The sequence below is a fragment of the Paenibacillus sp. EKM211P genome, from assembly GCF_011066175.1.
In the GTDB taxonomy this organism is placed as follows: domain Bacteria; phylum Bacillota; class Bacilli; order Paenibacillales; family Paenibacillaceae; genus Paenibacillus; species Paenibacillus polymyxa.
The window spans coordinates 268,558-295,249 of sequence record NZ_JAAMNS010000003.1 but is presented as its reverse complement, the minus strand read 5'-3'; the positions used below and the strand labels follow the sequence as shown (position 1 = coordinate 295,249).

At 46.7% G+C, this 26,692-nt stretch carries 28 protein-coding genes; 7 read left to right on the top strand and 21 right to left on the bottom strand.

Annotation, left to right across the window (positions count from 1 at the left end; genetic code table 11):
- Positions 1 to 249: 249 nt before the first annotated feature.
- The 5 genes from tatC to G9G57_RS07225 form a co-directional block, all read right to left on the bottom strand.
- Positions 250 to 1,017 carry a twin-arginine translocase subunit TatC gene (gene tatC, locus G9G57_RS07245; RefSeq protein WP_016821197.1) on the bottom strand — a complete coding sequence of 256 codons (768 nt, stop codon included), beginning with the start codon at positions 1,015 to 1,017 and terminating at the stop codon, positions 250 to 252.
- A 112-nt stretch (positions 1,018 to 1,129) separates the two neighbouring features.
- Positions 1,130 to 1,381 (bottom strand): twin-arginine translocase TatA/TatE family subunit, encoded by a 252-nt coding sequence (locus G9G57_RS07240; RefSeq protein ID WP_164964714.1) that lies wholly within the window; start codon positions 1,379 to 1,381, stop codon positions 1,130 to 1,132.
- A 102-nt stretch (positions 1,382 to 1,483) separates the two neighbouring features.
- A complete protein-coding gene (locus G9G57_RS07235; protein WP_013369877.1) occupies positions 1,484 to 1,966 on the bottom strand; it encodes a MogA/MoaB family molybdenum cofactor biosynthesis protein in 483 nt (160 codons plus the stop codon).
- Between the two features lie 113 nt (positions 1,967 to 2,079).
- Entirely contained in the window at positions 2,080 to 2,568 is a 489-nt protein-coding gene (moaC, locus tag G9G57_RS07230; RefSeq protein ID WP_017426496.1) for a cyclic pyranopterin monophosphate synthase MoaC, read from the bottom strand.
- A 38-nt stretch (positions 2,569 to 2,606) separates the two neighbouring features.
- Positions 2,607 to 3,260 (bottom strand): 5-formyltetrahydrofolate cyclo-ligase, encoded by a 654-nt coding sequence (locus G9G57_RS07225; RefSeq protein ID WP_164964713.1) that lies wholly within the window; start codon positions 3,258 to 3,260, stop codon positions 2,607 to 2,609.
- 269 nt (positions 3,261 to 3,529) lie between these two features.
- Here G9G57_RS07225 and G9G57_RS07220 point away from each other — a divergent pair, with 269 nt between their 5' ends.
- The gene (locus tag G9G57_RS07220; RefSeq protein WP_153794655.1) at positions 3,530 to 5,494 is read left to right on the top strand and encodes an ABC-F family ATP-binding cassette domain-containing protein; all 1,965 of its coding nucleotides are present in this window, start codon (positions 3,530 to 3,532) and stop codon (positions 5,492 to 5,494) included.
- A 544-nt stretch (positions 5,495 to 6,038) separates the two neighbouring features.
- Here the strand turns inward: G9G57_RS07220 and tsaD are convergent.
- From tsaD to tsaE, 4 genes are read right to left on the bottom strand one after another with little or no spacing between them, the layout of a single operon-like run.
- A complete protein-coding gene (gene tsaD, locus G9G57_RS07215; protein ID WP_017426493.1) occupies positions 6,039 to 7,103 on the bottom strand; it encodes a tRNA (adenosine(37)-N6)-threonylcarbamoyltransferase complex transferase subunit TsaD in 1,065 nt (354 codons plus the stop codon).
- Complete coding sequence (gene rimI / locus G9G57_RS07210; protein WP_017426492.1) at positions 7,100 to 7,615, bottom strand: ribosomal protein S18-alanine N-acetyltransferase; 516 nt, start codon at positions 7,613 to 7,615, stop codon at positions 7,100 to 7,102. The genes tsaD and rimI overlap by 4 nt, the downstream gene beginning before the upstream one ends.
- A gap of 16 nt (positions 7,616 to 7,631) precedes the next feature.
- Positions 7,632 to 8,468, bottom strand: a complete 837-nt coding sequence (gene tsaB / locus G9G57_RS07205; RefSeq protein ID WP_044785772.1) for a tRNA (adenosine(37)-N6)-threonylcarbamoyltransferase complex dimerization subunit type 1 TsaB — start codon at positions 8,466 to 8,468, stop codon at positions 7,632 to 7,634.
- Between the two features lie 3 nt (positions 8,469 to 8,471).
- Positions 8,472 to 8,951: a tRNA (adenosine(37)-N6)-threonylcarbamoyltransferase complex ATPase subunit type 1 TsaE gene (gene tsaE, locus G9G57_RS07200; RefSeq protein WP_016821205.1), complete on the bottom strand. Its 480-nt coding sequence runs from the start codon at positions 8,949 to 8,951 to the stop codon at positions 8,472 to 8,474.
- Between the two features lie 135 nt (positions 8,952 to 9,086).
- Between tsaE and G9G57_RS07195 the strand changes: the two genes are divergently transcribed.
- The 5 genes from G9G57_RS07195 to G9G57_RS07175 all read left to right on the top strand — a co-directional run bounded on the left by G9G57_RS07195 (position 9,087) and on the right by G9G57_RS07175 (position 13,621).
- Positions 9,087 to 9,617: a cysteine hydrolase family protein gene (locus tag G9G57_RS07195; RefSeq protein WP_164964712.1), complete on the top strand. Its 531-nt coding sequence runs from the start codon at positions 9,087 to 9,089 to the stop codon at positions 9,615 to 9,617.
- Between the two features lie 667 nt (positions 9,618 to 10,284).
- The gene (locus G9G57_RS07190) at positions 10,285 to 11,469 is read left to right on the top strand and encodes an acetyl-CoA C-acetyltransferase (RefSeq protein WP_164964711.1); all 1,185 of its coding nucleotides are present in this window, start codon (positions 10,285 to 10,287) and stop codon (positions 11,467 to 11,469) included.
- A 55-nt stretch (positions 11,470 to 11,524) separates the two neighbouring features.
- Complete coding sequence (locus G9G57_RS07185) at positions 11,525 to 12,265, top strand: acetoacetate decarboxylase (protein ID WP_044785771.1); 741 nt, start codon at positions 11,525 to 11,527, stop codon at positions 12,263 to 12,265.
- A gap of 38 nt (positions 12,266 to 12,303) precedes the next feature.
- On the top strand, positions 12,304 to 12,972 hold the full coding sequence (locus G9G57_RS07180) for a CoA transferase subunit A (RefSeq protein WP_164964710.1): 669 nt from the start codon (positions 12,304 to 12,306) through the stop codon (positions 12,970 to 12,972).
- Positions 12,965 to 13,621, top strand: a complete 657-nt coding sequence (locus G9G57_RS07175; protein ID WP_016821214.1) for a 3-oxoacid CoA-transferase subunit B — start codon at positions 12,965 to 12,967, stop codon at positions 13,619 to 13,621. The genes G9G57_RS07180 and G9G57_RS07175 overlap by 8 nt, the downstream gene beginning before the upstream one ends.
- Positions 13,622 to 13,752: 131 nt before the next feature.
- On the opposite strand, the gene G9G57_RS07170 is transcribed toward G9G57_RS07175, so the two are convergent.
- Positions 13,753 to 13,932: an H-type small acid-soluble spore protein gene (locus G9G57_RS07170; protein ID WP_017426487.1), complete on the bottom strand. Its 180-nt coding sequence runs from the start codon at positions 13,930 to 13,932 to the stop codon at positions 13,753 to 13,755.
- A gap of 53 nt (positions 13,933 to 13,985) precedes the next feature.
- Positions 13,986 to 14,225, bottom strand: coding sequence for a hypothetical protein (locus G9G57_RS07165; RefSeq protein WP_016821216.1), 240 nt, complete (start codon positions 14,223 to 14,225; stop codon positions 13,986 to 13,988).
- A 208-nt stretch (positions 14,226 to 14,433) separates the two neighbouring features.
- Between G9G57_RS07165 and ku the strand changes: the two genes are divergently transcribed.
- Positions 14,434 to 15,348 carry a non-homologous end joining protein Ku gene (gene ku / locus G9G57_RS07160; RefSeq protein WP_164964709.1) on the top strand — a complete coding sequence of 305 codons (915 nt, stop codon included), beginning with the start codon at positions 14,434 to 14,436 and terminating at the stop codon, positions 15,346 to 15,348.
- Positions 15,349 to 15,544: 196 nt separating this feature from the next.
- Here the strand turns inward: ku and G9G57_RS07155 are convergent, their stop codons facing one another.
- The 10 genes from G9G57_RS07155 to G9G57_RS07110 all read right to left on the bottom strand — a co-directional run bounded on the left by G9G57_RS07155 (position 15,545) and on the right by G9G57_RS07110 (position 26,622).
- Positions 15,545 to 16,876, bottom strand: a complete 1,332-nt coding sequence (locus tag G9G57_RS07155) for an erythromycin esterase family protein (protein WP_164964708.1) — start codon at positions 16,874 to 16,876, stop codon at positions 15,545 to 15,547.
- A 736-nt stretch (positions 16,877 to 17,612) separates the two neighbouring features.
- Positions 17,613 to 17,804, bottom strand: coding sequence for a UDP binding domain-containing protein (locus G9G57_RS25810; RefSeq protein ID WP_274597696.1), 192 nt, complete (start codon positions 17,802 to 17,804; stop codon positions 17,613 to 17,615).
- Between the two features lie 25 nt (positions 17,805 to 17,829).
- Positions 17,830 to 19,689 (bottom strand): ABC transporter ATP-binding protein, encoded by a 1,860-nt coding sequence (locus G9G57_RS07145; protein WP_164964828.1) that lies wholly within the window; start codon positions 19,687 to 19,689, stop codon positions 17,830 to 17,832.
- 20 nt (positions 19,690 to 19,709) lie between these two features.
- Positions 19,710 to 21,236, bottom strand: a complete 1,527-nt coding sequence (locus G9G57_RS07140) for a nucleotidyltransferase family protein (protein WP_017426482.1) — start codon at positions 21,234 to 21,236, stop codon at positions 19,710 to 19,712.
- 57 nt (positions 21,237 to 21,293) lie between these two features.
- Entirely contained in the window at positions 21,294 to 21,779 is a 486-nt protein-coding gene (locus G9G57_RS07135; protein ID WP_025364274.1) for a lasso peptide biosynthesis B2 protein, read from the bottom strand.
- 1 nt (position 21,780) lies between these two features.
- The gene (locus tag G9G57_RS07130) at positions 21,781 to 22,083 is read right to left on the bottom strand and encodes a lasso peptide biosynthesis PqqD family chaperone (protein WP_017426480.1); all 303 of its coding nucleotides are present in this window, start codon (positions 22,081 to 22,083) and stop codon (positions 21,781 to 21,783) included.
- Positions 22,070 to 23,125 carry a dephospho-CoA kinase gene (locus G9G57_RS07125; protein ID WP_025364273.1) on the bottom strand — a complete coding sequence of 352 codons (1,056 nt, stop codon included), beginning with the start codon at positions 23,123 to 23,125 and terminating at the stop codon, positions 22,070 to 22,072. Before G9G57_RS07125 ends, G9G57_RS07130 begins: the two co-directional genes overlap by 14 nt.
- A gap of 128 nt (positions 23,126 to 23,253) precedes the next feature.
- The gene (locus G9G57_RS07120; RefSeq protein ID WP_013369856.1) at positions 23,254 to 23,382 is read right to left on the bottom strand and encodes a paeninodin family lasso peptide; all 129 of its coding nucleotides are present in this window, start codon (positions 23,380 to 23,382) and stop codon (positions 23,254 to 23,256) included.
- 53 nt (positions 23,383 to 23,435) lie between these two features.
- Positions 23,436 to 25,361, bottom strand: coding sequence for an asparagine synthase-related protein (locus tag G9G57_RS07115; RefSeq protein WP_164964707.1), 1,926 nt, complete (start codon positions 25,359 to 25,361; stop codon positions 23,436 to 23,438).
- Positions 25,336 to 26,622 carry a sulfotransferase family protein gene (locus tag G9G57_RS07110; protein WP_164964706.1) on the bottom strand — a complete coding sequence of 429 codons (1,287 nt, stop codon included), beginning with the start codon at positions 26,620 to 26,622 and terminating at the stop codon, positions 25,336 to 25,338. Before G9G57_RS07110 ends, G9G57_RS07115 begins: the two co-directional genes overlap by 26 nt.
- Positions 26,623 to 26,692: the final 70 nt, after the last annotated feature.

The following is a 26,692-nucleotide window of genomic DNA, read 5'->3' as shown; positions in this document are numbered from 1 at the left end:
GGTTGTTATGTTGTATGTATTAGCACTCAACAGTCGTCAGTGCTAACAACCAACTTTATGATACTCAACTTGAGATTGAATTTCAAGTCCCTAATGTATTTTTTATGGGAATTTTTATGGGCAGCCATTCTCGATTATATCCACCTATCCTAAAAATAACCGTTAACTCAAGGCTAATGGTTATTTTTAAGACAGCTATGTTGATCAATTTTAGAGAAATTAGTTATTGAGCCGTTCAGGCCCTGCTTATTATTCCGCAGCTACACGCAATTGGGCCTCCCGTTCCTCCTGTGCACGCAGTTGCTTGCGGTACACGACTGATGACAAGTATACACTCGCTTCATACAGCACCAGCAACGGAATCGCCACCAAAAAATCGGATATAAAATCCGGCGGAGTGATAACAACAGCGACAAAAACAAGCAGGAAATAAGAAATCTTCCGCCATTTGCGAAGCCTCATCGGGGTTAATACACGAATCCCTGTCAGAAACATGATCAGCAGGGGGAGTTCAAACAGCAACGCTACAGGCAACACAATATTAAACATAAAGGTGAAATATTGTGCAATACCGTACGTTTCCTGCAATCCCATACTTTTGGTGACGGACGATGTAAACTGAATCGCCATCGGGAAAATAATGAAATAAGCAAAAGCTGCACCAATAATGAACAAAAGCAGCACATAAGGCACATATCGCAAGGTTGCACTCCGTTCTTGCGGCCTTAATCCCGGGCTGACAAACTTCCACAATTGGTAGCATGCAAATGGTAACGCCACTGCAATCCCAATGATCATGGCGATCTTCATGTAGATACCGATTCCGTCCCAAAAGGAAAATGCATTTAACTGAAAAGCTTGCGCCGAACCGGAGCGAATAAGCCAGTTATAGACAGAACCCGCCGCGAACAATCCACCAACCAGCGCCAATACAAATACAATCAGCACATAAATTATTCGTCGACGAAGCTCACCCAGATGTTCCATTAGCGGCATTTCATGCTCTGATGGGGTCAAGCCTATTCCTCCTTTCTGAACGGAACGCAGCAGCGCCTCCTAAAAAATAAAGCCCTTCACTGAAGAAGAGGCTCATGTATATTATACAAGCAGCAAAAATGAATAACTAAATCTATGACAAGCGTTTATCCTCAGGCTGAGGTTGAACTTCTGAAGACGTCGTCTGTGTTGCTTGGACCACACTATCTTTGCTTTCTTTACGCCCAGCCCGTTCATCTTCAGATAAGATATCGCGTGCCCCGTTTTTAAATTCACGGAATGTACGCCCTACAGCTCGGCCCAGCTCAGGCAGCTTGTTCGGACCAAAAAGCAGCAGCGCCAGAATAATTAACAAAATATAACCCGGTGCTCCAATATTGGGCATGTGTAGTAATCCTCCTTATGTTGACGGACAAAATGAGAACCTCTGTCCATATACGGCCATATAAATTCTTACAGGTATCATACCACACACACGGGCTGCCTTCTACCGGAACTGACCTGTCACCATGAGCAGCGCTTCCGGGAGCTGATCCATAATTGCTGCCAAGTTTTCATGCACGCCTTTGGGCGTTCCTGGCAAATTAACAATCAATGTACGTCCGCGTATCCCCACGATTCCACGAAAAAGCATGGCCGCCGGATTTTTCTGCATCACGATCATTCTCATGGCTTCCGCCATACCTGGCACTTCCCGCTCCACGACCCGTCTGGTCGCCTCAGGTGTCACATCACGGATCGCCAGTTCGGTTCCGCCCGTAGTTAGCACCAAGTCTGCATGAAAATAATCGGTCATTTCGATTAAAGCCGCAATAATCTCATCCGGTTCATCGGGAACGATCCGGTATTCCACAATCTCTCCGCCCAGTTCTTCTTCGACGAGTTCCCGGATGACCTGTGCGCTTGTATCCTCACGCTCTCCCCTTGCCCCTTTATCACTGGCTGTTAGGATCGCCGTTTTCCACACCATAAGATCACCCTTCTCCTATCATGAAAGAATACTTTCTCTTCTGAAAATCAGAAACAGCCACGCTGCATCCTCCATCACATCACAGTACCCTCTCGGCGACAATGTTGTCTATGTCAAGGTTTCCGGTGGTCCTCCCTTTGAAAATCCCCATGCTTGCCACCCGTTTTGGATTGCAGCATGGTAGGGCCGATGATCATATCTTTTTGCAGCGCCTTGCACATATCATACACGGTTAACGCTGCGGCTGAAGCCGCTGTCAAAGCTTCCATTTCTACACCCGTCTTACCCTCGGTCTTCACTTCAACTTCAATATGAAGCACATCATGTCCATTATCGGAAAAAGTAATGTTCACGCCTGTCAGAGCCAGCGGATGACACATCGGTATCCAGTCTGACGTTTTTTTCGCGCCTTGAATCCCCGCGACCTGGGCCACAGCAAGAACATCACCCTTGCCGATTCTGCCTTCTTTTACAGCCGTCAATGTAGCCGGGTTCATCGTAATCTGAGTCACGGCGACTGCTGTACGAACCGTAGACGTTTTGCCCGAAATATCTACCATACGAGCTCGTCCCTGTTCGTTAAAATGAGTAAAGGAATCCACGACTCCCTCACAGCTCCTTTCACATACCCAACTTTACTTCATTCATCATTTGTCGATTTTGCATGGTTACAATCTAAGCGTCCTTCAGGTGTAAACAGCACGTCCACTCGCAAATCTCCTGGCTCCATGGGTACTTGTGCCAACAATTGTCCCGGCAGCAGCAGCGAGACATAAAGCGGACCTACAGAGCCGTTATTACGCTTCTCTGCCTCTACCTGTGCGGTAAAGCGATCATAGTAGCCTCCGCCATAGCCGATTCTGCCTCCACGACGATCAAAGGCCAAGCCGGGCACAACAACCCAGTCGATTCCCGTCCACATTTCAGGCAACCATTTCTTGCATGTCAATGCAGGCTCAGGGATGTTCCATACGCCGGGCACCATATTTTCATACTGATCCATCTCCCTCAGCTCCATGGTTCGGGTTACCGAATCCACTCTCGGGGCCAAGACACGATCTCCCTGTGACCAGCAATGCTCAATGAGGGGAGTCGTAGAAATCTCGCTGCCAAAAGAGAGATAACTAAATAATGTTAGCTTATCCCCGTTTCTGTCTATTCTAAGCTGCTCCCATGCCTCGATTGCATGCCGACAGGCCACAGCCGATGCCTTCTGCCTTGTCAGCGGGTCCATGGAGTCACGCGCTTCCCGTTGCTGTACACGCAGCGCGTTCTTCACATTACAGACATCCACACATCCGCCCTCCCGCACAATCGTCGATAATCATCAAAACGTTACAATTGTCCCATTTGTCAGTAAGTGCTGTACGTTGCAAGTTTTTTTCATTCTTTTTCACTTCTCGTTTAAGTTTATCATTGTTTATACAAATTGACTATACGAGGCTCAAGGGTTTCGGGGGTGAAAGCAGTGCAATAGTGGGTAATTTCATGTAAACTGGAAGGAAGGTACCTGCGAAAAAGGCAGGAAGAACTGTGCAAAATGTAATGGAGGAACGATACGCTATGCTATTGCAAGTAACCGGAATTACTAAATCCTATGGAATTGAGCCCGTTCTGGACGGGATTAACCTTCAAATATTGGAACGTGAACGTATTGGGCTGGTAGGTGTGAACGGTGCAGGCAAATCGACCCTGCTCAAAATCATTGCTGGTGAAATATCCTATGACAGTGGACAAATCTTTAAAGCGAAGGAAACCAGCATCGGTTATTTGGCGCAAAACAGTGGCTTAAATTCTGACCGTTCGATCTGGGATGAAATGATGCTGGTGTTCACACCGCTGATTGAAGCAGAACGGGAACTTCGGCAAATGGAGCAGGAAATCGCCGATCCGGCCAATGCGCAGAACGAAAAGCGTTATGCCGATCTGCTCGAACGCTATGCACGACGCTCAGATTGGTTCAAGGATCACGGTGGTTATGAAATGGAGACCCGTATTCGCAGCGTGCTGCACGGCATGGGCTTTAGTTCATTTGCACCCGAAACGCCTGTAGCCACCCTAAGCGGAGGTCAAAAAACCCGACTTGCGCTAGCGCGCATCCTACTACTCGCTCCAGATGTCCTTATGCTCGATGAGCCTACCAACTATCTGGATATTCAAACACTGACCTGGCTGGAAGACTATTTGCGCGGCTACTCCGGCTCGCTGCTAGTCGTATCACATGACCGATATTTTCTGGATCGACTGGTGACGACGATTATTGAAATTGAGCGCCATCGCTCCACCCGCTATACAGGCAACTACAGCCGCTATATGGAACTAAAGGCTGCTGAGTATGAAACAAACATCAAGCATTACGAAAAGCAACAAGAGGAAATCGCACGGATGGAGGCATTTATACAACGCAATATCGTGCGAGCCTCTACAACCAAACGTGCCCAGAGCCGCCGCAAGCAGCTGGACAAAATGGAGCGCATGGATCGACCTATGGGCGATTTAAAAAAAGCCCACTTTTCTTTTGAAACTGCCTATATGTCGGGTAAGGAAGTATTAGAGGTGCGTGACCTTTCCGTAGCGTATGAGGGGAAAAAGCCTTTATTTCAGCATGCATCCTTTGACTTAAAACGTGGAGATACGGTGGCACTGATCGGTCCGAACGGGATCGGAAAATCGACTTTGCTCAAATGCCTGACTGGCTCACTTAAACCTGCTGCTGGGTCCATCCACTGGGGTACGAAAATCAAAATCGGTCTGTATGACCAGGAGCAGACAAACCTGAACCCCGCCAATACTGTACTGGAGGAGTTGTGGAGCGAATACCCTCATATGGAAGAAGCACGGATTCGGACAGTGCTGGGTAATTTCCTATTTAGCGGTGACGATGTACTAAAAAAGGTAGCTTCATTAAGCGGAGGAGAAAAAGCCCGCGTATCCCTGGCCAAGCTAATGCTGCGCGAAGCCAACGTATTAATTCTCGATGAGCCTACCAACCATCTGGATCTATTTAGCAAGGAAGTCCTGGAAGCGGCTTTGATGGACTATGACGGTACGCTCTTGTTCATCTCCCATGACCGTTATTTCCTTAACAAAATGGCTGAACGTGTCATTGAGCTTCATCCTGAAGGAATAGAACATTTCCTGGGGAATTATGATGACTATGTAGCCAAGAAACAAGAGTTGGAGGAAATCGCACAGGAGGCGCTCGAGGCAAATCAGAGCAATCGTGGCAAGGCCCCATCTGCCTCTGCGTCCGTAGCAGACGAGACCACTCCAAAATCACGCGCGGCCACCTATGCGGCAGACAAACAAGCCAAAAGCGAGGAACGTAGTCGTCAACGCAAGCTGGAGGCATTGGAAAACAAGATTAAAACGCTGGAAGAACAAATTGTAGGCTTGGAGGAACAAATGACCATGCCTGAAATTTATCAGGATTACACGGCACTTCAGGATATTCAGGCACAACTCGACACCCATAAACAGGAATTGACTGAAACCTATGCATCCTGGGAGGAACTGCTTGAGGCATAAAGCTGCTGCATAAAATCTTAGCCATAAAAATTTCACATTTCCCTCTTCTATTTTTTGTACACAAGAATATCCACAACATTTGTGTATGGACGATATTGAAAAATGGCCTTCTAGGCCATTTTTTTATTGATAAAACGCCACCTTCAAATGAAAACCAAATTTATCCACTCTTTTATCCACATTATCCACAGATTTCACAATCAATATAGCTATGAAATATCCCCCATTCTACTATCACCTAAAAGTCTTAGCCTGCTTGCTTCGAGCCTGTTTATCCACATTTTGAACGGTATATGTGGATAACTTTGTTCACAACTTGACAAATCACATCATTATTCGGGCAGTATAAAATTTTCATGTTTTTTTGGTGGAACATGAAAAATCGTGAACAATTGTGACGAATCATGCGAGGAAATAAGATGCTGGCAATCATTCGCTCAAACTCCTGTATTTTATCCTCTTGAAATTCTATTTATATATATGTATAGCGCGGAATAAAAAAAGACACGACCCTGAATGTGTCGTGTCCTTCCTATTCGCTCAATTAAGTTTGAACAGACCACTCTTCCAGAGACAGCCCTGGATCAGCTTTCATGTCCAATGAGGTGAATTCTCCGCGCTTCCACTTGGCGTATGCCGCGGCACCGATCATCGCTGCGTTATCTGTACAGTATTTCATGGAGGGTACAAGCAGTTCGATGCCTTCACGCTCACAGCGTTCCCGCAATGCTGTACGTAGTCCACGATTAGCAGCAACACCGCCGCAAAGCAGCAGCTGCTTCGCACCGTATTCACGCATAGCACGAATCGCTTTTTCCACCAGCACCTCTACGACCGACTCTTGAAAGCCTCTTGCAATCGCTCCCGCATGAACGGTTTCTCCGCGCATTTTCGTCTGGTTAATTACATTCAGCACCGCCGATTTCAAGCCGCTAAAGCTAAAATCATAAGAATCCGGCTCCAGCCATGCACGCGGCAAAGTAACCACTTCCTCCGATTCATGGGCTACACGATCCACATGCGGACCGCCCGGATATGGAAATCCGATGGCTCGCGCTACTTTGTCGTAGGCTTCTCCAACCGCATCATCCCTTGTACGACCAATAAGTTGAAAATGGCCTTCGGATTCCATCAGCACCAGCTCGGTATGCCCTCCTGACACCACGAGAGCAATGCACGGATATACAATATCATGCTCCAACTGATTTGCATAAATATGTCCCGCAATATGATGCGTTCCGATTAACGGTTTGCCGAACGCCATAGCAGCGCTCTTGGCGGCGACTATACCAACCAGCAATGCGCCAACCAGTCCTGGTCCTTGCGTCACGGCAACCGCTGAAATCTCACGGGGGCTGATTCCCGATGTTTGCATAGCCTCGTCCAGCATATAGGTAATGCTTTCTACATGTTTGCGCGACGCTACCTCTGGCACAACACCGCCAAAGGCTTTGTGTGTTTCAATCTGACTGGAGATCAGATTCGAAAGCACCTCTGTGCCATTTTTCACGACGGAAACAGCTGTTTCATCACAACTCGTTTCCACTGCCAGTATATAGCAAGGCTCGCTAGAGACAGAGCCTGTACCTGCTTTTTCCGCTTGCGTCATTGCTTCTGCACGCTTCCTTCCTGTTCACCGGATGCCCCGTGTGCGGGAATATCCGCCCACATAATCACGGCATCCTCGTTATTATCCGAATAATAGCCCTTGCGTACACCTGCAGGCTTAAAGCCCTTTTTCTCATACAAGCCCTGAGCGATCCGGTTCGTTACCCGGACCTCTAGGGTCATACGCTCCATCCCTAAATAAGAGGCAGTCTGCATCAGCTCATCCAACAGCTTGTCTCCAAGCTTGCGTCCACGATAAGCCTCACGAACCGCAATATTCGTAATATGCGCCTCATCCATAATCGTCCACATGCCTGCGTAACCAATAGCTCGTCCATTAAGCTCCATAATCATATATTTAGCGAAATGATTCATCGTCAGCTCATTGCGGAAGGCTTCCTCCGTCCACGGCAGCGTGAACGCTTCATGCTCAATCTCCAGCACATCGGGGATGTCATCCAGTTGCATTAAGCGAAACTCAAGTTTCTCTTCCCGCTGTATGTTCTTTGCCATGTTGCTCACCGCCTCTTCAGCGCTGACGAAGCAGATTGGCTTCCGCCTCCGCCAGCTGGGTATAATTCGGAACCAGCGTATGTAGCTCGTCATATTCCTGACGAAGCAGCTTATCCGCCCCAAGGCGGCCAACCCATTTTCCTTCCAGCTCATATGGTACAATACGAAGCTCGCTCCATGCACGCAAGCGCTCCGCTGTTTCGGCGTGAATCGTCGTTTCACCGACGAGCCAAATCACCGCAGGACGCTCTTCGACAGACAAAACCTCCAAACGTTGCAGCAGATCATCGGTCCACGCAGTCATCAACCGGATAGCATCCGCCTCTAACCGCTGCGGGCTACCGCTGTCGTTAACTGAATTCGCAGTGAACAGCCCCGTGTACACCTGACCACGGCGGGCATCCAGCACAGGCACAATCCAATCTGCTGCCTGCGTCCCAGACGAGTCGTTATTCGCAGACTCATGTTTACCTTCTTGCCCCTTCATTTCGATACCATGATTCCATCCACCCCAAGCCAAAGCCTGCAAAGTGGAAATGGATGTCACCGGAACCCCCCAGGCCCAAGCTAGTGTCTTGGCTGCGGTCACCGCGATTCGGATGCCAGTGTAAGATCCCGGTCCAACACCTACTGCAAGACCGTCCACATCATCGCGTGTCAGTCCTGCTTCGCTCAAAAGCCGTTCCAGCTCAGTAATGACATGCACCGAGTGATTGCGTTCGCCATAAACATTACTTTCTCCCAGCAGCTCTTTTCCGTTCATCAGGGCGGCCGCCATTACAGTCGTCGCTGTATCTAACGTCAAAAACCGCTCACGCGGCTTTTCATTTACATCTGTATGCTCTCTTTGCATGGTTCAAACTCCATTCTCCCGCAAGCTGCGGCACCATTGTTCATAAGGCTCGCCGTACCCGGTCAGGTGAATCAAGCGCTCCCCTACATCCGTTGTTTCTATATACATGTGAAGCCGCTGATTCGGCAACATATCCGGTATAATACTACCCCATTCCACCAGACATACTCCTGTCCCGTAAAAGTATTCGTCCAGCCCCAGATCCTCCGCCTCGTCCTGAGAGATACGGTATACATCCATATGATACAAAGGCAATCGGCCCTCGTACTCCTTAATGAGGGTGAAGGTTGGACTATTTACGATACCCGGCACCCCTAAATGGCTGGCAAAAGCCTTGGAAAAAGCAGTCTTGCCCGCTCCCAGATCTCCATCCAGCACAATCACGGTTCCGGGAACTGCTTGGGCTGCCAAAAAGCCTGCTAATGTCCCGGTCTGTGCCTCTGAGACAGAACGGAATACAAACTGTTCCTGCGAAATTGTCATCTCTTTTAATCACCTTTCGTCCGAATCGGACCGTTCCAACTTGTTCTTTATTATATAGTTCACCTTATGTCGCCGCAAGGCATGAAGACATGCTATTGTAAGTTAAGTGTTACACATAGGGAGGGAATCGAACTGATGGGACAAACCGTTTTACTCTTGATTGATGTTCAGCAGGCTATGTTCATGTATGATGAGAAGCTGTATCGTGAACAGGAAGTTATGGCGCATTTGCAGCAGCTTTTAACCGAAGCCAGAGCTTCTGGTACACCGGTCATTTTCGTGCAGCATACCGATGAAGCGGATGAGGATTTCCGGGAAAACAGTCTAGGCTGGGCCATCGCAGACGTGGTGCGTCCTCTTCCTCAGGAACGAATTGTCCGAAAATCATCCTGGGACAGCTTCTACCAAACTGAATTGCGTGATGTGCTCCAGGGATTGGGGGCAAGCCAGCTGATTATTGCCGGAATGCAGACTGAATTTTGTCTCGACACGACTTGCCGAAGTGCCTATAGTCTGGGATACCAGAACAACGTGCTCGTATCGGATGCGCATAGTACATTTGATAGCAAGGTACTATGCGGCGAACAAATCGTAGCTCATCACAACGCAGTGCTAGGTAATCGTTTTGCGCGTTTGCTCACGACGGCAGACGTACATTTTTCGTGAGCTGTTGAAGTAAAATTTTTACGTTCCAAGCCGATTGCTCTCAAGCAGTCGGCTTCTTTTTTGTTCACACGAGCAAATAAAAAAACACTGACGTCATAACGTCATTGCTATAGGTGGCCCAGACATATATGAATTGATATTTATCCGAATTCCAAATGTATTCATTTGGATTGGCAACCTACTTTGCTTTTTTAGATGCTATAAGTCGGTTGCGAATTTACATATAGAGGGAGTTTTTCCCCTGCGATGAGCTAAATGAAATTTACCAAGAAATTTTTTCCACAGATTGATTTGCACTTTCGTATTTAACATAAAATTCAATTTTTGATCACTATTTTCAGAAAAATCAAGAAATTAACAGAAAACATTAGAATGACCTACTTATTGTGGACGATATGGCTCTATAAACATCTGTATTTGGATCTATGTAAAGATTTGAACATTGAGCAAAATCTGTATTAGAACTATGATAATTCTGGTTTTAATTTCCAGAAAGGAAAGAAGGCGATCGGACCGTCATACTCACTGTCTTAGGCACCATGATATGCCCGCATGTAAATGTATCTTGCAGTTTTTACGTTTCGTAGGTTAGGACCGGAATTACGAATGGAAGTGCAGTCATGGATGTATTGTGTCCTTGAACACAGCGAAAGGAATGTGAGTTTTTATGAAAAAAGTAGCTATAGTAAGCCCGTTGAGAACAGCGGTCGGTTCATTTAATAAAGCTCTTGCCCCCCTGAGCGCTCCTGAACTGGGAGCAACCGTGATGACAGCATGCCTTCAGCAAAGTAAATTAGAGCCTTCTTTGATTGATCAAATTTTTATGGGAAATGTTCTTCAAGCGGGCAATGGTCAAAATCCTGCCAGACAGGCGGCACTAAAAGCCGGTATCCCCATTGATGTACCCGAATCAACGATAAACACGGTTTGCGGTTCAGGACTTCATGCCGTCGCGTTAGCTTACGATTCCATATTGGCAGAACAAGGAAACATCGTCTTGGCCGGTGGCATGGAGAGCATGTCGAACGCCCCTTATCTGCTAAAAAATGCTAGAAACGGCTACAAGCTCGGTAACGGTGAATTGGTAGACTCCTTGGTGGCCGATGGCCTAACATGCCCGATCAACCATTACCATATGGGAATTACCGCCGAAAATGTTGCCGAAAAATATGGAATTTCAAGACTTGAGCAAGATGCATTTGCTTATGAAAGCCAGATAAAGGCTGTCGAAGCAAAAAACAACAAGGTTTTTGAAGAGCAAATTGTTCCGGTCATGATCAAAAACAAAAAAGAAACTACTTATTTCACAGAGGACGAACACATAAGAGGAAATACGACGAAAGAAAAACTTTCTCAGTTAAAACCTGCGTTTAAGGAGAGCGGAACGGTTACTGCGGGAAACGCTTCGGGCATCAATGATGGTGCGGCGGCTATGCTAGTCGTGTCGGAAGACAAATGTAAGGAACATGCGTTAAAGCCGTTGGCATATATCAAAGGTTACTCGCTTGTTGGTGTCGACCCTGCATATATGGGAATGGGACCGGTAAAAGCCATTTCGTCACTGCTGAAGAAACAGGGAATGTCTATAGATGACATTGATCTCTTTGAAATTAACGAAGCGTTCGCTGCACAAGCTCTAGCGGTGCAAAAAGAGCTTGGAGTTAATCCAGAGAAAGTCAATGTCAATGGCGGCGCGATCGCAATCGGTCACCCTGTTGGTGCAAGCGGTGCTAGGGTATTGGTTACGTTGGTTCATGAAATGGTACGCAGATCTTCACGTTATGGCGTAGTCTCGTTATGCATTGGAACGGGAATGGGAATAGCCATGCTGGTTGAAAATGCTCTCATTTAAAGTGCTTGTTCAAGATAATTGTTGAAATACCTCTTAAAAAGGAAGGGAGATCGCTATGAATCAAAAAGATGTACTTTCACTCCAATCCATGCCTGCGGCCAGTGGTAGTTATGGACGTCCGCCATGCCGGTTCATCAACCGGGAATTCTTTATTATTACCTATGAATCCGATCCCGCAGCGATTAAACAGGCGGTCCCTGAACCTCTTCAGCCGGATGGAAGTAATACGGTTTCCTATGAATGGATCAAAATGCCCGATTCATCCGGTTTAGGAAGCTATGAGGAAAGCGGCATTGTCATTCCGTGTACTTATAATGGAGAACCGTGTAATTTTGTTGCCCAAATGTATCTGGATAACGCACCTGCTATTCTGGGGGGACGTGAAATCTGGGGATTTCCGAAAAAATGGGCGAAACCTCGCCTGATCGTTGAGGATACAGAGACGCTGACGGGTACCTTGCATTATAATAACGCCCTGGTAGCCATGGGAACCACCCCTTTCAAATATAACGTTCTTGATGAAAAGGAAACGGCTAAAGCCATTGCAAAAACGCAAGTTAATCTGAAATTAATTCCTGATGTGGACGGTACCCCTAAAATTGCTCAGTTAGTGGCGTATAATCTCGAAGATATTACTGTAAAAGGCGCCTGGTCAGGACCTGCCAGATTAAGCCTGATCCCCCATGTCAACGCTCCGGTGGCAGATTTGCCGGTTAGAGCTTATGTTGGCGGAAAACATTTTATTGCCGATTTAACACTTCCATATGGAAGAGTCCTCTACGATTATCTCCAATAAAGTATGCTTTCCTAAAAAATAGATAAGGAGACGGAACCATGAATAAAAAAGTAAACTCCGCTGAAGAAGCTGTTAAGAGAATCAAAGACGGAGATACGGTGATGGTCGGAGGTTTTCTGCAAGGAGGCATTCCAGAAGAACTGGTGCGTGCGCTTGTCGATACAAGTTCCGCTGACAATCTTACGATTATTTCCAATGACACAGGCACAACGGAATTATCTATTTATAGACTTGTAAAAAGTGGTAGAGTCAAGCGGATTTTTGCATCCTATATAGGCTCCAATCCCGAAACAGGAAGGCTCTTGATGACAAAAGAAGCGGAGGTTCAACTCTTCCCACAAGGGACGCTCGCTGAAAAAATACGCGCAGGCGGAGCCGGTTTGGGTGGATTTTTAACACCTGTAGGTGTAGGCACCATTGTAGAGGAAGGAAAACAGAAAATCAAAATTGACGAAAGAGAATATTTGCTCGAACTACCGCTCAAAGCCGATGTGGCGCTCATCAGAGCCCATAAAGCTGATGAAGCGGGGAACCTTGTCATCAACGGCACTTCACGCAACTTCAATATGGTGATGGCTACCGCAGCCGAGTATGTAGTTGCTCAGACAGACGAATACGTAAAGGCGGGAGAAATTGACCCCAATCATATCAATGTTCCCGGAATATTTGTCGACGCGATTGTAAAGGTGGGTGGAGACAATGAATAATAGAGAATTGATTATTAGAAGAATAGCCCAGGAATTCAAAGATGGCGAAGTGGTCAATCTTGGTATTGGATTACCTACCATGGCGGTGGACTACATCCCGGAAAATATTAATATTATGCTGCAGGCGGAGAACGGAATTGTCGGCGTTGGTCCCAAAGCAGCTCCGGGAAAAGAAAGACTCGATTGTATCGATTCAGGCGGAAACTACGTTACAACCGTGAAAGGAGCCTGCTATATTGACAGTGCGCTTTCATTTTCCATTATACGTGGAGGGCATGTGGACGTTACCGTTCTGGGTGCTCTGGAGGTCGATGAGAAAGGCAACCTTGCAAACTGGATGATCCCAGGGAAAAAGGTGCCGGGCATGGGCGGAGCCATGGATTTGGTGGTTGGAGCCAAGAGAGTGATTGTAGCTATGGAGCATGTGAACAAAAATGGGGCGCCGAAAATACTGAAACAATGCAAGCTGCCCCTAACCGCTGTAAATGTGGTAAAGACCATCGTAACCGAAAAGGGTGTCATCGATGTTATTCCAGGTAAAGGGCTGATGCTCAAGGAAATTGCTCCAGGTTTGTCGGTGGAAGATGTTCAAATGGCAACAGAGGCTGAGTTGATGGTTTCTCCACATTTGAAGACCATTGCAGTGTAAAAACCAGTTCCACCTTCAAATTAACTTGTTTGGCGTTTAACTTGTCTCCACAATCGCACTTATTATATAAAATAAGGTTCGCTAATTGCTCATTGAGCAATTGCGAGCCTTTTTAGGTTGGATTCCCTCTCCTATTGTTCTTCCAATCGATCCACACGAACGGTTTGTGTATTGCCGGGTCTGCTGCCGATCTGTATCGTTGCCATACCATTCGCTTCATCTACATGCTCAATCCAAATCGGTTTGCCATCCAATTGAACGGCAATCGTTTCGGTTGAATCATAAATGGCTTTTGCTCGTTCCACATTCATACTGTTCTCCTCCTGCTCCTTGTTTTTGTGCAATATTTAGGAATATAGGTCACCTAGTCTTCGTCTATAATCCGTTCCACATCCAATGAAGGAAAGCTATGAGAAGGCGAAGTTGAAACTACAGCCTCCAAATCCACATGAGCGACAGCTACGGGAAAAGGCGGCGGCGTTCCATGTGAAAGAGCAAACTCGGGTGGCAATGCATCCTGTTCGCCTGCAGCAGGCCCTCGAAAGGCAATCTGACTTTGCCCCACACGATGACTGATCTGCTGAGGATAAGGTTTTCTAGGCATCAATGGTGTACCTCCTTTTGAATCGGATATGACTTAACATTCACCAATAAAACCGAAACCATGCGCAAGTGAAAGCAATTCGTAGCCTACATTTGCACCTCATACATTCCTTTGTGCGAAGCATACTAAGTGAAAAAGGAAATGCTCACAGCCCGGGTGTCCGGAATCGAAATATGAAATATGCGGGTAAAAAAGGAGGACTGGCGGTATGCATACAGTCTGGAAAGGCGCGATCAGCTTTGGGCTGGTTCATGTGCCAGTTAAAATGTTTTCAGCTACTGAGGACAAGGATATTTCCATGCGTTATATTCACAAGGAATGTGGGAGTCCACTGAGCTATGTACGGAAGTGCCCTGTTTGTGATAAGGAGGTTGAATGGGAGGAAATTGGAAAAGGATACGAATATGAAAAAGGAAAATTTGTCATGTTCGACAAGGAGGAACTGGAGCAAGTTAGCGGGCAAGCCGATAAAAATATCGTGATTTTGGACTTTGTGGATTTACAGGAAATTGATCCGATCTACTTTCAGAAAACGTATTATTTGTCCCCGGATCAGGCCGGCTCCAATGCGTATAAGCTGCTCATGAATGCAATGAAGGATACCGGAAAAATCGGGATTGCCCAAATCTCCATCCGCTCGAAAAGCAGTCTGGCAGCCATTCGCGTGCTGGATGAATGCTTGGCGGTGGAGACCATGTTTTACCCGGACGAAATCCGTCCCATTGCTCAAGTTCCCAACTTACCTGGACAGGAGGAGGTTAAAGAGAAAGAGCTGACCATGGCAAAAATGTTGATTGAGCAGCTATCTACCCCTTTTGATGCAGCAAAGTATACGGATCAGTACCGCGAGCGTCTGCTGGATCTTATCCAGCATAAAGTGGCTGGTGAAGAGGTACGAATTGCCCCAACACAGCCTCAGACCAATGTGGTTGACTTAATGGCTGCCCTTCAAGCCAGTATTGAGGCAGTGAAGCCTGTCGTTACCGATCCTGGTCCTGCTACGAAAAAACGTCCTACGCGTAAACCAGCAGCCGTGACAGCACAGCAGGCTGTGGCAGGCGACGCCCTCACTCCGACTCCAGTCAAAAAGAAAAGGAGCCCTGCTAAACGTAAAGAAACGTGAGCTTTACAGGAAAGGAAATAACTAAATGTAGAGACAGAAAATTTTCATTTAGGGGGATGGGATGTGTTTCTACCCCACATCCTATTCCATCTAATGACCCTTTAATGGAATAACATGACTGACATTTTTAATCAACTCTATTGACACTTAACACTACCATCAATACTACACTTCGTTGAGCCACATTATTACAAATTTATTGATGTTGTTGAGATGGACTCACTTTTTGAATTTGAACAAGTATATCAAACGATTTACCTAATGATATATCAACAGTTTTTGGTATATTAGGGCCTTCCGTAGTTATTCCAGCGAAAATTGGATGTTGTTGGTTTAACCAAGTTTTTGTCACTCCGTTCGTCTTACGTAAATCTATAATAAATTGATCTTTTTTGACATGTCCAAAGATGTAGTTATAGCTGTTGGGATCATCTGATTTTAATGTTCCATATGGGCCAAATTCACCGTCATTATTGTAGACATTATATTGCCCTTCGTAAACTGATGTTCCAATAGATACATACCGTTTCCCATAATATTCCGCTAAATGCTGCCCAGCTACTTTAGGGTATATAAAAGGAATCATATTTGTTTTCGAAATGTGTCCGTTATGTCCCCAAACAATGGTTTTTCCTAAATGTTCTTCAGTCCACTTCGCATTTTCATACATTGCAATATCATGTTTCAAAAAAAGGTCGGATGGTTTATCAGGTGGTGACGCTAACATTGTAGTAAATTGTTCAATAATACGGGCATTTTGTTTTATCCATGCGAACTCTCTGGATTTTCCATTTAGATAGCTTTTATTTTGTTCTAATAAAGCACTGATTTGTTTAGCATCTGAAATATACTTTTCTTTTTCCTTTTGCGTAAGGCTGCCAAAGGTATCCATATCCTTTGTTACAGGAATAAGCCCTCTTATCTTCTTTTCGACTCTAGGCACAAGATCTGAATTGTTTCTTTTTATATATTCTACTATATTATTATAAACATTCTCGTTTACTGATTGAATATCCATCCCAATGACACGCACTTTAGATTTATGTTTTGGATTAGCATTATATTGCCGAATCCAACTAAGTAGATGTAACATTTCTTTCGTCTTAAATGCAGGTGATAGATGTTGGCTTGGGTTTCCCTTACCAGTAAGAACATATCGATCAAGTTCCAAAGCTCTGTCCCATCCCTCTTCTAAAACTAAGTTGGTAAAGCCCTTTTCAGATACTAAATAATTAACAATGCGGTGTTTCATTGTATAAACTTCATGAGCCCCATGTGTAGCTTCACCTAAACCTACAATTGAAGCTGAACCTACCATATTCTTAAGTGGTTTTAAATCATTAAGAGGTGCAGTTGGATTCGTTGTTTTTAAAGGCTTTGCATGCGCTTCTAACCATTCTGCTATTTGATTTATATTGTAGGGAGCTGTAACAGGAACTACTGTTTTCGAATCTGCATAAGTACTTCCTACAAAATTAGCCAGCATTATAGCAGAAGCACCAAGTGCGATAATCATTTTCTTTTTCATAAAAACCTCCTGAAATACTTACTTATTATTTTTCTAAATTCCCTAAAAGTCCCCTTTAACCATCAATTTAAAATTCGGCATTCACCTCATGGATTTTTTTGAAGTACGACTCTTTCTGCATACAAGCATATTGGGTCGTCTTCAGTAATCCAATTGTCACTCACTCGCTATCATTTAAGCTAGTTACAAATCTTCACTATTTCATGTGACATGCAATGCTCGCTAACGTAATGATCTGCGCCAACATGTCACAAAGAAAATGATGACATGTTGATGACAAAGATGACAGCTGTGCGGTTAGTATGGAGCAGTACCATCAATAAAGGCGTGCATCGATATTAATATCAATGCACGCCATTTGTTAAAAAGGGGGGGTGTTATTTAGCTTTTTGTCATTTTCCGTAGTTCAAAATCATTTATCAAGTCTTTATAAATCGTCTTCATTTCTTGTGCGAAAAGATCCCCGTGAGGCTTACGGATTAGACATTTTCTTTTTTCTACTTTGAACAGGGACTTCGACTGCATAACTTATATCATTCCCTTAACTCAGCCCATAACTTGGATTGTTTTTTTTATATGTAAGCTCCCGAACCTTCGTTTTGCGTCGCTTCGCGTTAAGCTTAATTGTCAGCTGGTTTTCCTGATAATAAGTTTTGTGATAAAACTTTCATTGTTCTATACGTTAGGGTAGCGCTCTTTTTCCTTCACTCGATATTTCTCGGGGTTAATTTTAAGCTTAATGTTCAAAAATATAATCATAATCAAATATGTCATGATTCGTACTTATAAGTACACAATCCATCTTTTTCAAATTCACCTCGTTAATTTCAGTACTCTTCAAACTGAAGCTTTGTATTACTTTATATTCTGGAACATAAGGATCAGAATAAAAAATATTAGCGCCTTTTTGTTGCAAAATTTTTAGTATATTTATGGAGGTGACTCTCTTATGACTAAGGGGCGGCGCTGACAGTGCTTTGGTACGAAAGCAACTGACTGAACGCCCCCCGCTCCTCTTCTACCAGTTGGCGGTAGTTCCCCTGCTGAATGATCTCGCCTTGATCCAGGACAACAATTTGATCCGCATGTCTGATCGTTGACAGACGGTGAGCGATCACGATCAACGTCATTTGACCTTTCATCCGCTCCAATGCTGCCTGAATTGCAGCTTCATGCTCACCATCCAGCGCACTTGTCGCTTCATCCAGGATGAGTACAGGAGGATGATGCAGGATAGCCCGCGCAAGGACCAGCCGTTGACGCTCTCCCCCGGACAGACGAACCCCGCGATCACCAATGACTGTGTCCAGCCCTTCTGGCAGTCTGGATACAAAGTTGTCTGCAGCTGCAAAATGTAACGCCTCCCATAGCTGTTGTTCACTAGCATCCTTATCGGCCAGCTTCAAATTTTCACGGACGGTCGCATGGAACAAAAACGGGTCCTGTGACACATAGCCAAACGACTGCCGCCACAGCGGCAGCAATTTGTCGTCCAGCACATAACCATCGATTTTAATCTGTCCTCCAGTTGGGCGTAAAAAACCCATCAGAACATCGACCATTGTGCTTTTGCCTGCTCCTGATTTCCCTACAATGGCGGTCATTCCCCGGGCAGGTATCAACAAATTAATATGACGTAGTGCAGGCACTGCTGCACCCTCGTAGCAATAATCCAAATGGCTGCATTCTATTCCATTACGAAGGGATAGGGGTTGCCGTGCAGATGTAGATGACAAATGATTTACCGATGAATCGAATGGGACATGATTCTCAGAGGATGTAAGCCCAATTAAAGCAGGATCTGAGAAAGCCTCGCATTCCCGTTGCACTTTGGTTACACTTTCAAAAGCAGAGATCATAGACACAATATATTCCAGGCTCGCTTGAATAAGGGCAAACCTGGGCCATAAGCGGGAAAATATAAGGATGAGCACGATCAGTTTTTCAGGTGTAACATGCAGCCACTGGAGCGACACAAATAGGACACTAACAACAAAAACAGCTGCCGCTATGCGATGAAAAAACTGTGTGGTCGCATTTTGCCGAACAAACTGAGTCGTATTATCCTCCATGCGCTGCGTCAGGGAGCGAAACCAATGGATATTCGCTGCTTCCAGCAGATTGCTTTTAATATCTTTCATCCCGTTCATATGATCCGTAATTCCGGCAAAATAAATCTGTGACAGCTCAGTGGTACGGTCACCTAATTGTTTGGCATTTCGGATGGAGCGACGGAACACGACAAACAACACCAAGCCACTCAGAAACACCAGCCCGGTTAAAGAAGGGGATAGCCAAAAAGCCAGCGCAATCTGGATTAGCGTAAACATGACGGCCGTGGTCAGTTGAAGAAGCAAATTCGTTCCCTGACTGACACGCGCCAGCTCGGTCGTCATCACGTGGCTAAAATCAGATTTACGCTGACGCAAATAAAAAGCCCACTGCGCCTTCATAAAGGAAGTGTATACGTCTATTCGAAGGGAACGCATAAAACGCTGCTGAATCCGTGAGTTAAGAATGGACTGGTAACGCTGAAGCCAAGCCTGCCCGGTAAGCAGCATGACGAAAAACATTAGCATCCCCGGCAACAGCCAGCTTTTAGGAATGTACGGCAAAAAATAATCAAATCCATCCGACAGAAATGGCATCTCTGAATGACCGCCAAATACGCCGATGGCCGCCAGCATAGGAACAAGCATATAAATGCCGACACCCTCCAATAGGCTGACGATCATCATACATCCAATATTAAGAAATAACGCCGCGCCGTTCACGCTATACAGCTTGGTTATATATAATCGCAGGTGTGTCATCATGTACACTCCTTATCAGGTCAGTGCTTTGAAAATCGACGTTTTAGCCAAAGAAATGGACGTAAAGGAATATACAAAAAATGCAGCTGGCGAGGCAGTGGGCAAATGACTGAATCCCTCGTAGAAGGAAACAAACGGCTGATGAGATACCATAGTCTGTGTCTTGGCTCCTTTAAGGAAAGCAGGTAAGCGCGGCTAACCGGCAGAGGAGTAAACGCTGTTGTTGTAGCTCCAGCAATGGCTGGACTGGAGGCGACTGTAGCAGCACCTACAGGCTTGGCAAGGCTACTTACAGCAGTGTTCACTGTATTCACCGGGTCACCAAGGATGCTGCTGGCATCTTTCGATATGCCAGCAGCACTACTGACGGCGTACAGAACAGCTTCGCCCGAGGTTCCGTTAGCTGAAATACCGCCATCTGAAGGGGCGGTATTCATTGACTCGGTCAAAGCTACGTTAGGCAATAGCTCTGGCCGAACGAGTCTGCCTGTACCCGCCCCATTGGCAACCGGGTACGGCGCAGGGACGCTGGCCTGCATAAAGGCCAGCGCGCTCAGCGCAAGCCTGTGCGCCTGCCGGGTAGCCGATATCGGACGCACCGGCTCCGGGATCGGCGTACCGAACAACGCAGCGGCCAGTGCCCAAGCCTGCCCGCCCGCAGGCAGGCCCCCGTAACGGCGCATTAGCGGCAGTAGCGCCCCCCAATCGACAGCGCGTACCGCAAGCCTGTCGATGTCAACCAACCAGCGCAGCCTGAACCAGCCGTGACGCGCTCCGTGTGCGCTGAGGTACAGAAATTGATGCTGGCTGCCAAGCGTATACATGCAGGATGTCGTCACATTCCTGCTGTCGGCAGAAGTCGCTGGTGCCATCTGACTGGCTCGAACTGCTGGGGCTTTACCCATTTGCCGGCAGCCCCAAAGCTCATCAAAGGAGGGCTCCCGCCCCCCATCCGGGTGAAGCCGCCAGTGCAACTCGACTTCGACCCTCTTTTGCGGATGTAAGAAGGAGGCATGATGATCCTTCCACTTCCAGCTGCCAAGGACGCGCACTTCTCCGCTTTTGGACGCATACCCAGCTTCCTTCATCCAGTGCTCCGCTTCATCCATGTCATCCGGGGCAATAAGTAAATCAATGTCTTTAGAGGTACGCAGGGAAACATCCCCGTACAATTGCTGCGCCAGAGCAGGACCCTTCAACATCAGCACACGAATTCCATGAGCTGTGAGCAGCCTGGTCAGACGCTCGGCTTCTGCTTGAAGATGGAGCATGCGCAGCGTGTTTCGATGATATTGCGCCTGAAGGTTTCGCAGCAATTCTGCGGGAATGAACGGGTGATTCAACGTTTTCAGCTGGAGATACACCGTAGGTATCACACGATGGTGTTCTGTCAGACGCAGCAAGCGGGACCAATCGATCTCCTGCAACTGGGAAGCAGTCATCGTATTCTGCCATAGATTGACGTCTTTACGAAGTAGAGAGAGTAACAACGTTAATTCTTGATCCTCATTCCAATTCGCAAGTTCCAAAATAGACTTGGTGGTCATGGATTCTTCTCCTTCGATTCTTTGAACGTTCTTTGTTCCTTTTATATCGCACTAAAACTAAAACAGAGAACTGCCTTTATCCGCTGTCCTCGTATTTGTAGCTGTCCCAGCACGTCTCCCGAATATTCCCACCACGGTAAACGCTCCCATCTCCCGTTCTCCCGTAACATAGATCGGCCCACTCCGTACCCATGCATGTGCTGCCAATTGTCCCGCAGCATTTTTGGCTGTGCCCAGATACAGTGTACAGTCCAGTTTTCTGCGTACCAGCAACGTCATAGCGGCAGCGGCTTGTACAAGACAGCTACTGCGCCAAGGAGTATAACGGCTGGCTACATCCACAGCTTGTGAAATGTGACGGATAGACTTCTCCTGCCCGACCTCGCACTGCCAAGAAGTTTCTTCCATACATGTCCCCCAAGCCCCTGAGTAATCTCCAAAAGAACGACGCTGGCGAAATCTCGCGCATCCCAGCTCCAGCCAGGCTTCCGGCAACAATCTCCTGACCTCTGGAGACAAGAGAAGAAGCCGTTGTATCCGCATGTTAGTCCAACTCCCGTAGGAGCCTCAGCAATCCTTCCCGCTCCAATTCAGCTACAAAGGTATGCACCTGCTGTCTGCACTGTTCCTCGTCCACTTCATATTCATTCGTCAGGACAGTTACAATATCTTCAATTGAAGGGCTGAATTCTGCCAATTCCCAAATCCGTCCTCCTGTGAAGCCCAAATTATAATACTTTCCCGTATGAATACTCATCATCACTTTTTCTCCGTCCATATCACTTACATAGACCTCTTCACCATACGTGATGCGATAATGATCCTTAGCTGGATTAATGGCTGCCATAACTCTTTTCCTCCTTATGAATGAGTTCAAGTACGCGTTGTACAACCTCGGACGCCGTAAAAAAGGAGCTATCCCTCAGCAGCCGCCAGCCTTCCACTTTCCGAGCCATCCGGGCCGCTGTATCAAAATACCATTCACCCAAACCCATTCGCGAAATGATCGCCCTACGATATGTATGCTGTAGTAATGTATGCAAGCACTCCAGTTTGTTCAAGGGCTGTTCCGTAACCACCACTGGCTCCCCTTCACGCATCGACTCACGGTTGGGAGAATCGCTCACAAGCTCGAATACACCGCTCAGGGGAAGCGGATCGTTATAAAATTCGTCCACAGCAGGCACGGCATATTTATTGAGCTCACCTGCAATCCTACGCAAATCTTGGTATTGTGCCCTTACAGGATTACCGTCAGTTAGGGAAAGAACATGCTTTCTTTGCCGTACATGCTTGTTCTCCCGTAATGCCTCCAATTGAAGCAAGCTTTCCAGTCCCAGCTTCTGCTGCGGATATGCCGGATATACGATGGCTGCGGAAGCTGTCACGTTTATAGCAATCACATCATCACTGATCATCTGATAGCCAGCCTGTCTAAAGGCAGCAGCCAGCGTCGATTTTCCCGTGCCGGATTCACCTACAAATGCATAGACCCGACCTCCGATGACGACCGCACTTCCGTGAATAGGTAAAACCCGTTTTTGTAACAGTAGAACACCCATGCATGTGCCCAGTACAAACAACCGCACGGTGTCAGGATCAGCCCCAGGCAACATACTTACCTCGATTTCCTTGCCTCCCCTGATGGCATAAATGGCCGTGTCCGGTATTAGGAACATAAAGCGTTCACCCTGCATTACAAAATTGGCCTGCTCCAGTTGGTCCCTCCATGCTGACAGATCAACCTGCCGGATGACCACATCCTCTACCAATCCCGGTTCTGCTGGGATCAGCTCAGGCAGAGTCAGCTCACTGGCAATCCTGAGTCCAAAGGCTGTATATTTCACCCAACTGTTATGGGCACTCCTGTCATGCGCGATAGGACTCACTCCCTGTTCTTAAAATTCCGTCTTTATTTCTTCCGGTCCAACCTAACCCGAATGAAATAAAGACGGCTCGTGATCAGTAAGCTATCTGGATCTCAGCCCAACATCGGCTCATGTATAATTATCTTCCGTTAGCTCGGATTATACAGATCGGCATCATGGTCTGACACCCAATCAATCTGTTTCCAGCCTTTACCCGCCATAGTCTGGTTAATATCCAGCACCTCAATCGTCGGTTCCTGCCATTCTTTTTTACTCATCTCATCACCTCCCCTCCCACGAATGGCACGCCGTCTGATCGGTTAGATCCAAATCAGTTCAAACCACAGAGAAAACGGTACACGATCAGGCTGTGCATGAATAGTCGTATATTCGGATCGGATGCCTGGTCCGGACGGGGATGTCGGTATTTCGCCATAGCCGTCTTAATGTAGTCCATATTGAGATATTCGGCAGCTCGTAAATCATGACACATCACTTGCAGCTCTCCCATAAACGTGTCCCAGCAAGGAAGCATACGATGTAGCCAATCCGCAGGCTGTACGCCGCGTACTCGCTGGTTCAACCGAACATCGTCAGGGAGATGATCATGCATAGCTTTACGAATGAGGGCACGGTCCCGGCCATTTTGTACATATTGTTCAAAAGGTACCGATAAGCAAAAGCGAATGACACGGCTGTCTCCGGTTGGATCACGTTCCCACAGGCCATAACGAAGTGAAAGTTTGGTCGCCATGACACCATTTTTGTTGGCAATCGCCAAATTTGAAAACTTCTCTTTTCTTGTCTGATCGGCATTTTTTCTCCAGCCAGTTCCACTCAATACGGGAATATCTTCTACATTCATCCGCTTGGCAAACTCCGGGTGAATCAGTGAAGGAATCGGACTTTGCTTGCCACGTCCCCACCATGTGCGAGCGTCAAGTGAGGTGGCTTTTTTCAACATCACGGGCAGTAAATGAGACATACGACTGCCTGTAAGCTTGCTATACCGCCTCACTCCCTGCCAAGATTGCAGCCAATGCAAACGGCGAAACTGACGGGCATAATAGTCCAGTGCAGGCCCCCACGAAACGGTAAAGTTGCCGCGTGCCCCAGTCAACAGAACTCCGACATTATGTTCCTGTGCTTTCTCATAAAAACCTCTAATCCAGAAGGAGTTTTCAAAATATTTGTAGGGAGCCTCCATCAACTCCAGCCAAATATCAATTTCAGAAAACGGGCTTTTCCCCTCAAAATCCATATAATTTTCATGAATATTACCCACATAGCGAGCCGTGGACTGAATATAGCTGCGTTCATTTGCCAGCAATGTAGGTGGTGTCCAATCTGTAAAATCTTGAACAGGTACATAGCTGTAGGCATGTAGCGGCTTGTGTTGTAAGTGCAGCGTTGGCGCGGCAAAGCTGGCAACCGCTCCGGAATCCAATCCCCCACTCAGGGCAGCCCCTACAGCGCGATGCGTCCGTAATCGGGCAGTTACCGCCTGGGAGAATACCTCGCGGAAAGCTTCTATGTATTCGCCGCCTGTTTTGAGCCGCAACGGCTCTACCTTATCCAGACATGCATATTTACAGAGCGATTGCTTTCCCTCTTCCATAGTGAACCAATGTGCAGGAGGTAGCTGGTTGATATGCTTGTAGGCGGTTGTCCCGATATCGACGGATTCCTGCATTGCACGGATAGATAAGAATTCGGCCAGCCATGGTTCATGCAGTTCTTTTCGCAGAGAGGACAGAACCAATAGCGGAGCAACTACCGTGCTAAACGCAAATCCTCCGTCATGTTGGTAGGTATACAGCGTACGATTGCCTGTCATATCTCTAGCACCATATAACCGATGTTTCTTAGCATCCCAAATGACAAAGGCAAAATCACCTATCAGATAACCTGCTGCATCAACACCCCATTTGTCGTATGCCAGTAAAATCAGCTCGCTGTCCGTGATATCTATCCGCCGCCCCTGCTCAACTGCTAGTCGTTCAAACAGCTCAGAACGGTTGTCAATGATCGCATCGGCCGTGATGGCCAAATCTCTTAGCTCATCATAAAAGGGAAGACGCTCATGAACAGATTCTGGGGTCACATGCTGGGCATGACATCCCAAAAAAATGGAACCTTCACACCAAGCGCACACGCGGTCAGCGGGATATTTTTGCAGAGTTTGCATCATTTTTTCGCCTTCTTCAGCATATACAGACTCATGCCCAAATCTATAGATTCCGGCAATTGCACTCACGTTCTCCCCCCTTTTCTTTTCCGATACTTGATAATACTTCAGACGCCCAGCGCCCGAACTTACGGGCCAATAAATGGGACCGGAATCCTTGGCTTGGGCGCTGATAGCTTTGGAGCTGCGCGATCAGCCGGTTCCGTTCCTCAAAGCTATGTGCTAGTCTGTTTTCCAGTGATTGAATTCGTCGATCACTCACGATCTGTGCCATATCCATCCTTGCCGGGTTGTGAGGTGCAGCATGACAGGTTGCATTTGTCATGAATTCTTTGTTATCTGCATCCTGTTCTTCCAGCATCCGATAAGCTGTCTTCCATTCAAAGCCACTTTGTTGGAGGAACTGGTGTGTACGCCGACTCAACAGCTCTACATCCGGGTCATCCTCAAAGTGGACTCCAGTCATCTGCTCAGCCTGTTCCAGCGCTTCTCCGTAACCAAGCTGCCTAAACAAGCGAGCTCCAATACTTCTGCAATACAGTTCAATTTCCATTGTACTCAACAGATGTTGCCAACTATGTACCGAATTCTGATGCGCCTGTTCATGCTCCATAACAAACGGATCACCCGCTCCCATGCTATAAAAAAGATTGGATTGGGGCGTATCCGCGAAGTTCCCGTACCTTTCCATCCCCGGCTCATAATGGATCTCTAGAAAATGACACAGCTTCTCAATCTCCATCCTTGGATTGGCTACGAGCTGTTCATACATCAGCGGGTATGCAAGTGGATGAGGTGTGGCAAAATAATGAGCGTACCGGAACAAACCAACCGTAATATCTGTCATTTTCATATTAAAATGCGGACTTCCCAGTTCCTTCAGCAGGTGAAAGTTCCCATTTCGGAGCTGATTGACCTTTTTAAACGAGGCCACGATGGACAAAGGATTGCGGATAAGCCACACTCGACGGGCAGCCGGGAACAAACGGTCTACAAATTCAAGCACTGTATAGTAACGCGGTGATTTGTCGATAAGCATATCAGCGGTCGTCCCTTGAAGCAGGCCATTATATATTTCAAGTGCATACGAACGAGCGGCCTGCTCCAATACATCTGAAGGGACCATACCTTTAAAAAATTGCCGGAGTATTCCTGTTCCTCCATATGGCCGTGCATGTGACTGAGGAAGATCATATAAACTGAGCAGAAACCACATTTCCTGCGTGGCAAACAGACGGGAATGGTTTTGCAAAATGGCAGTTAGTAGCGAGCTTCCACTTCGAGGGACACTCAACAGAAATACTAGCTTTCCGCCCTGCTTTTCAATCAAGCACACTCCTCCTCTACCTCTGCTCAAGACGTTTTAATAGATACATATCGTATTTTTATTATAATTTATG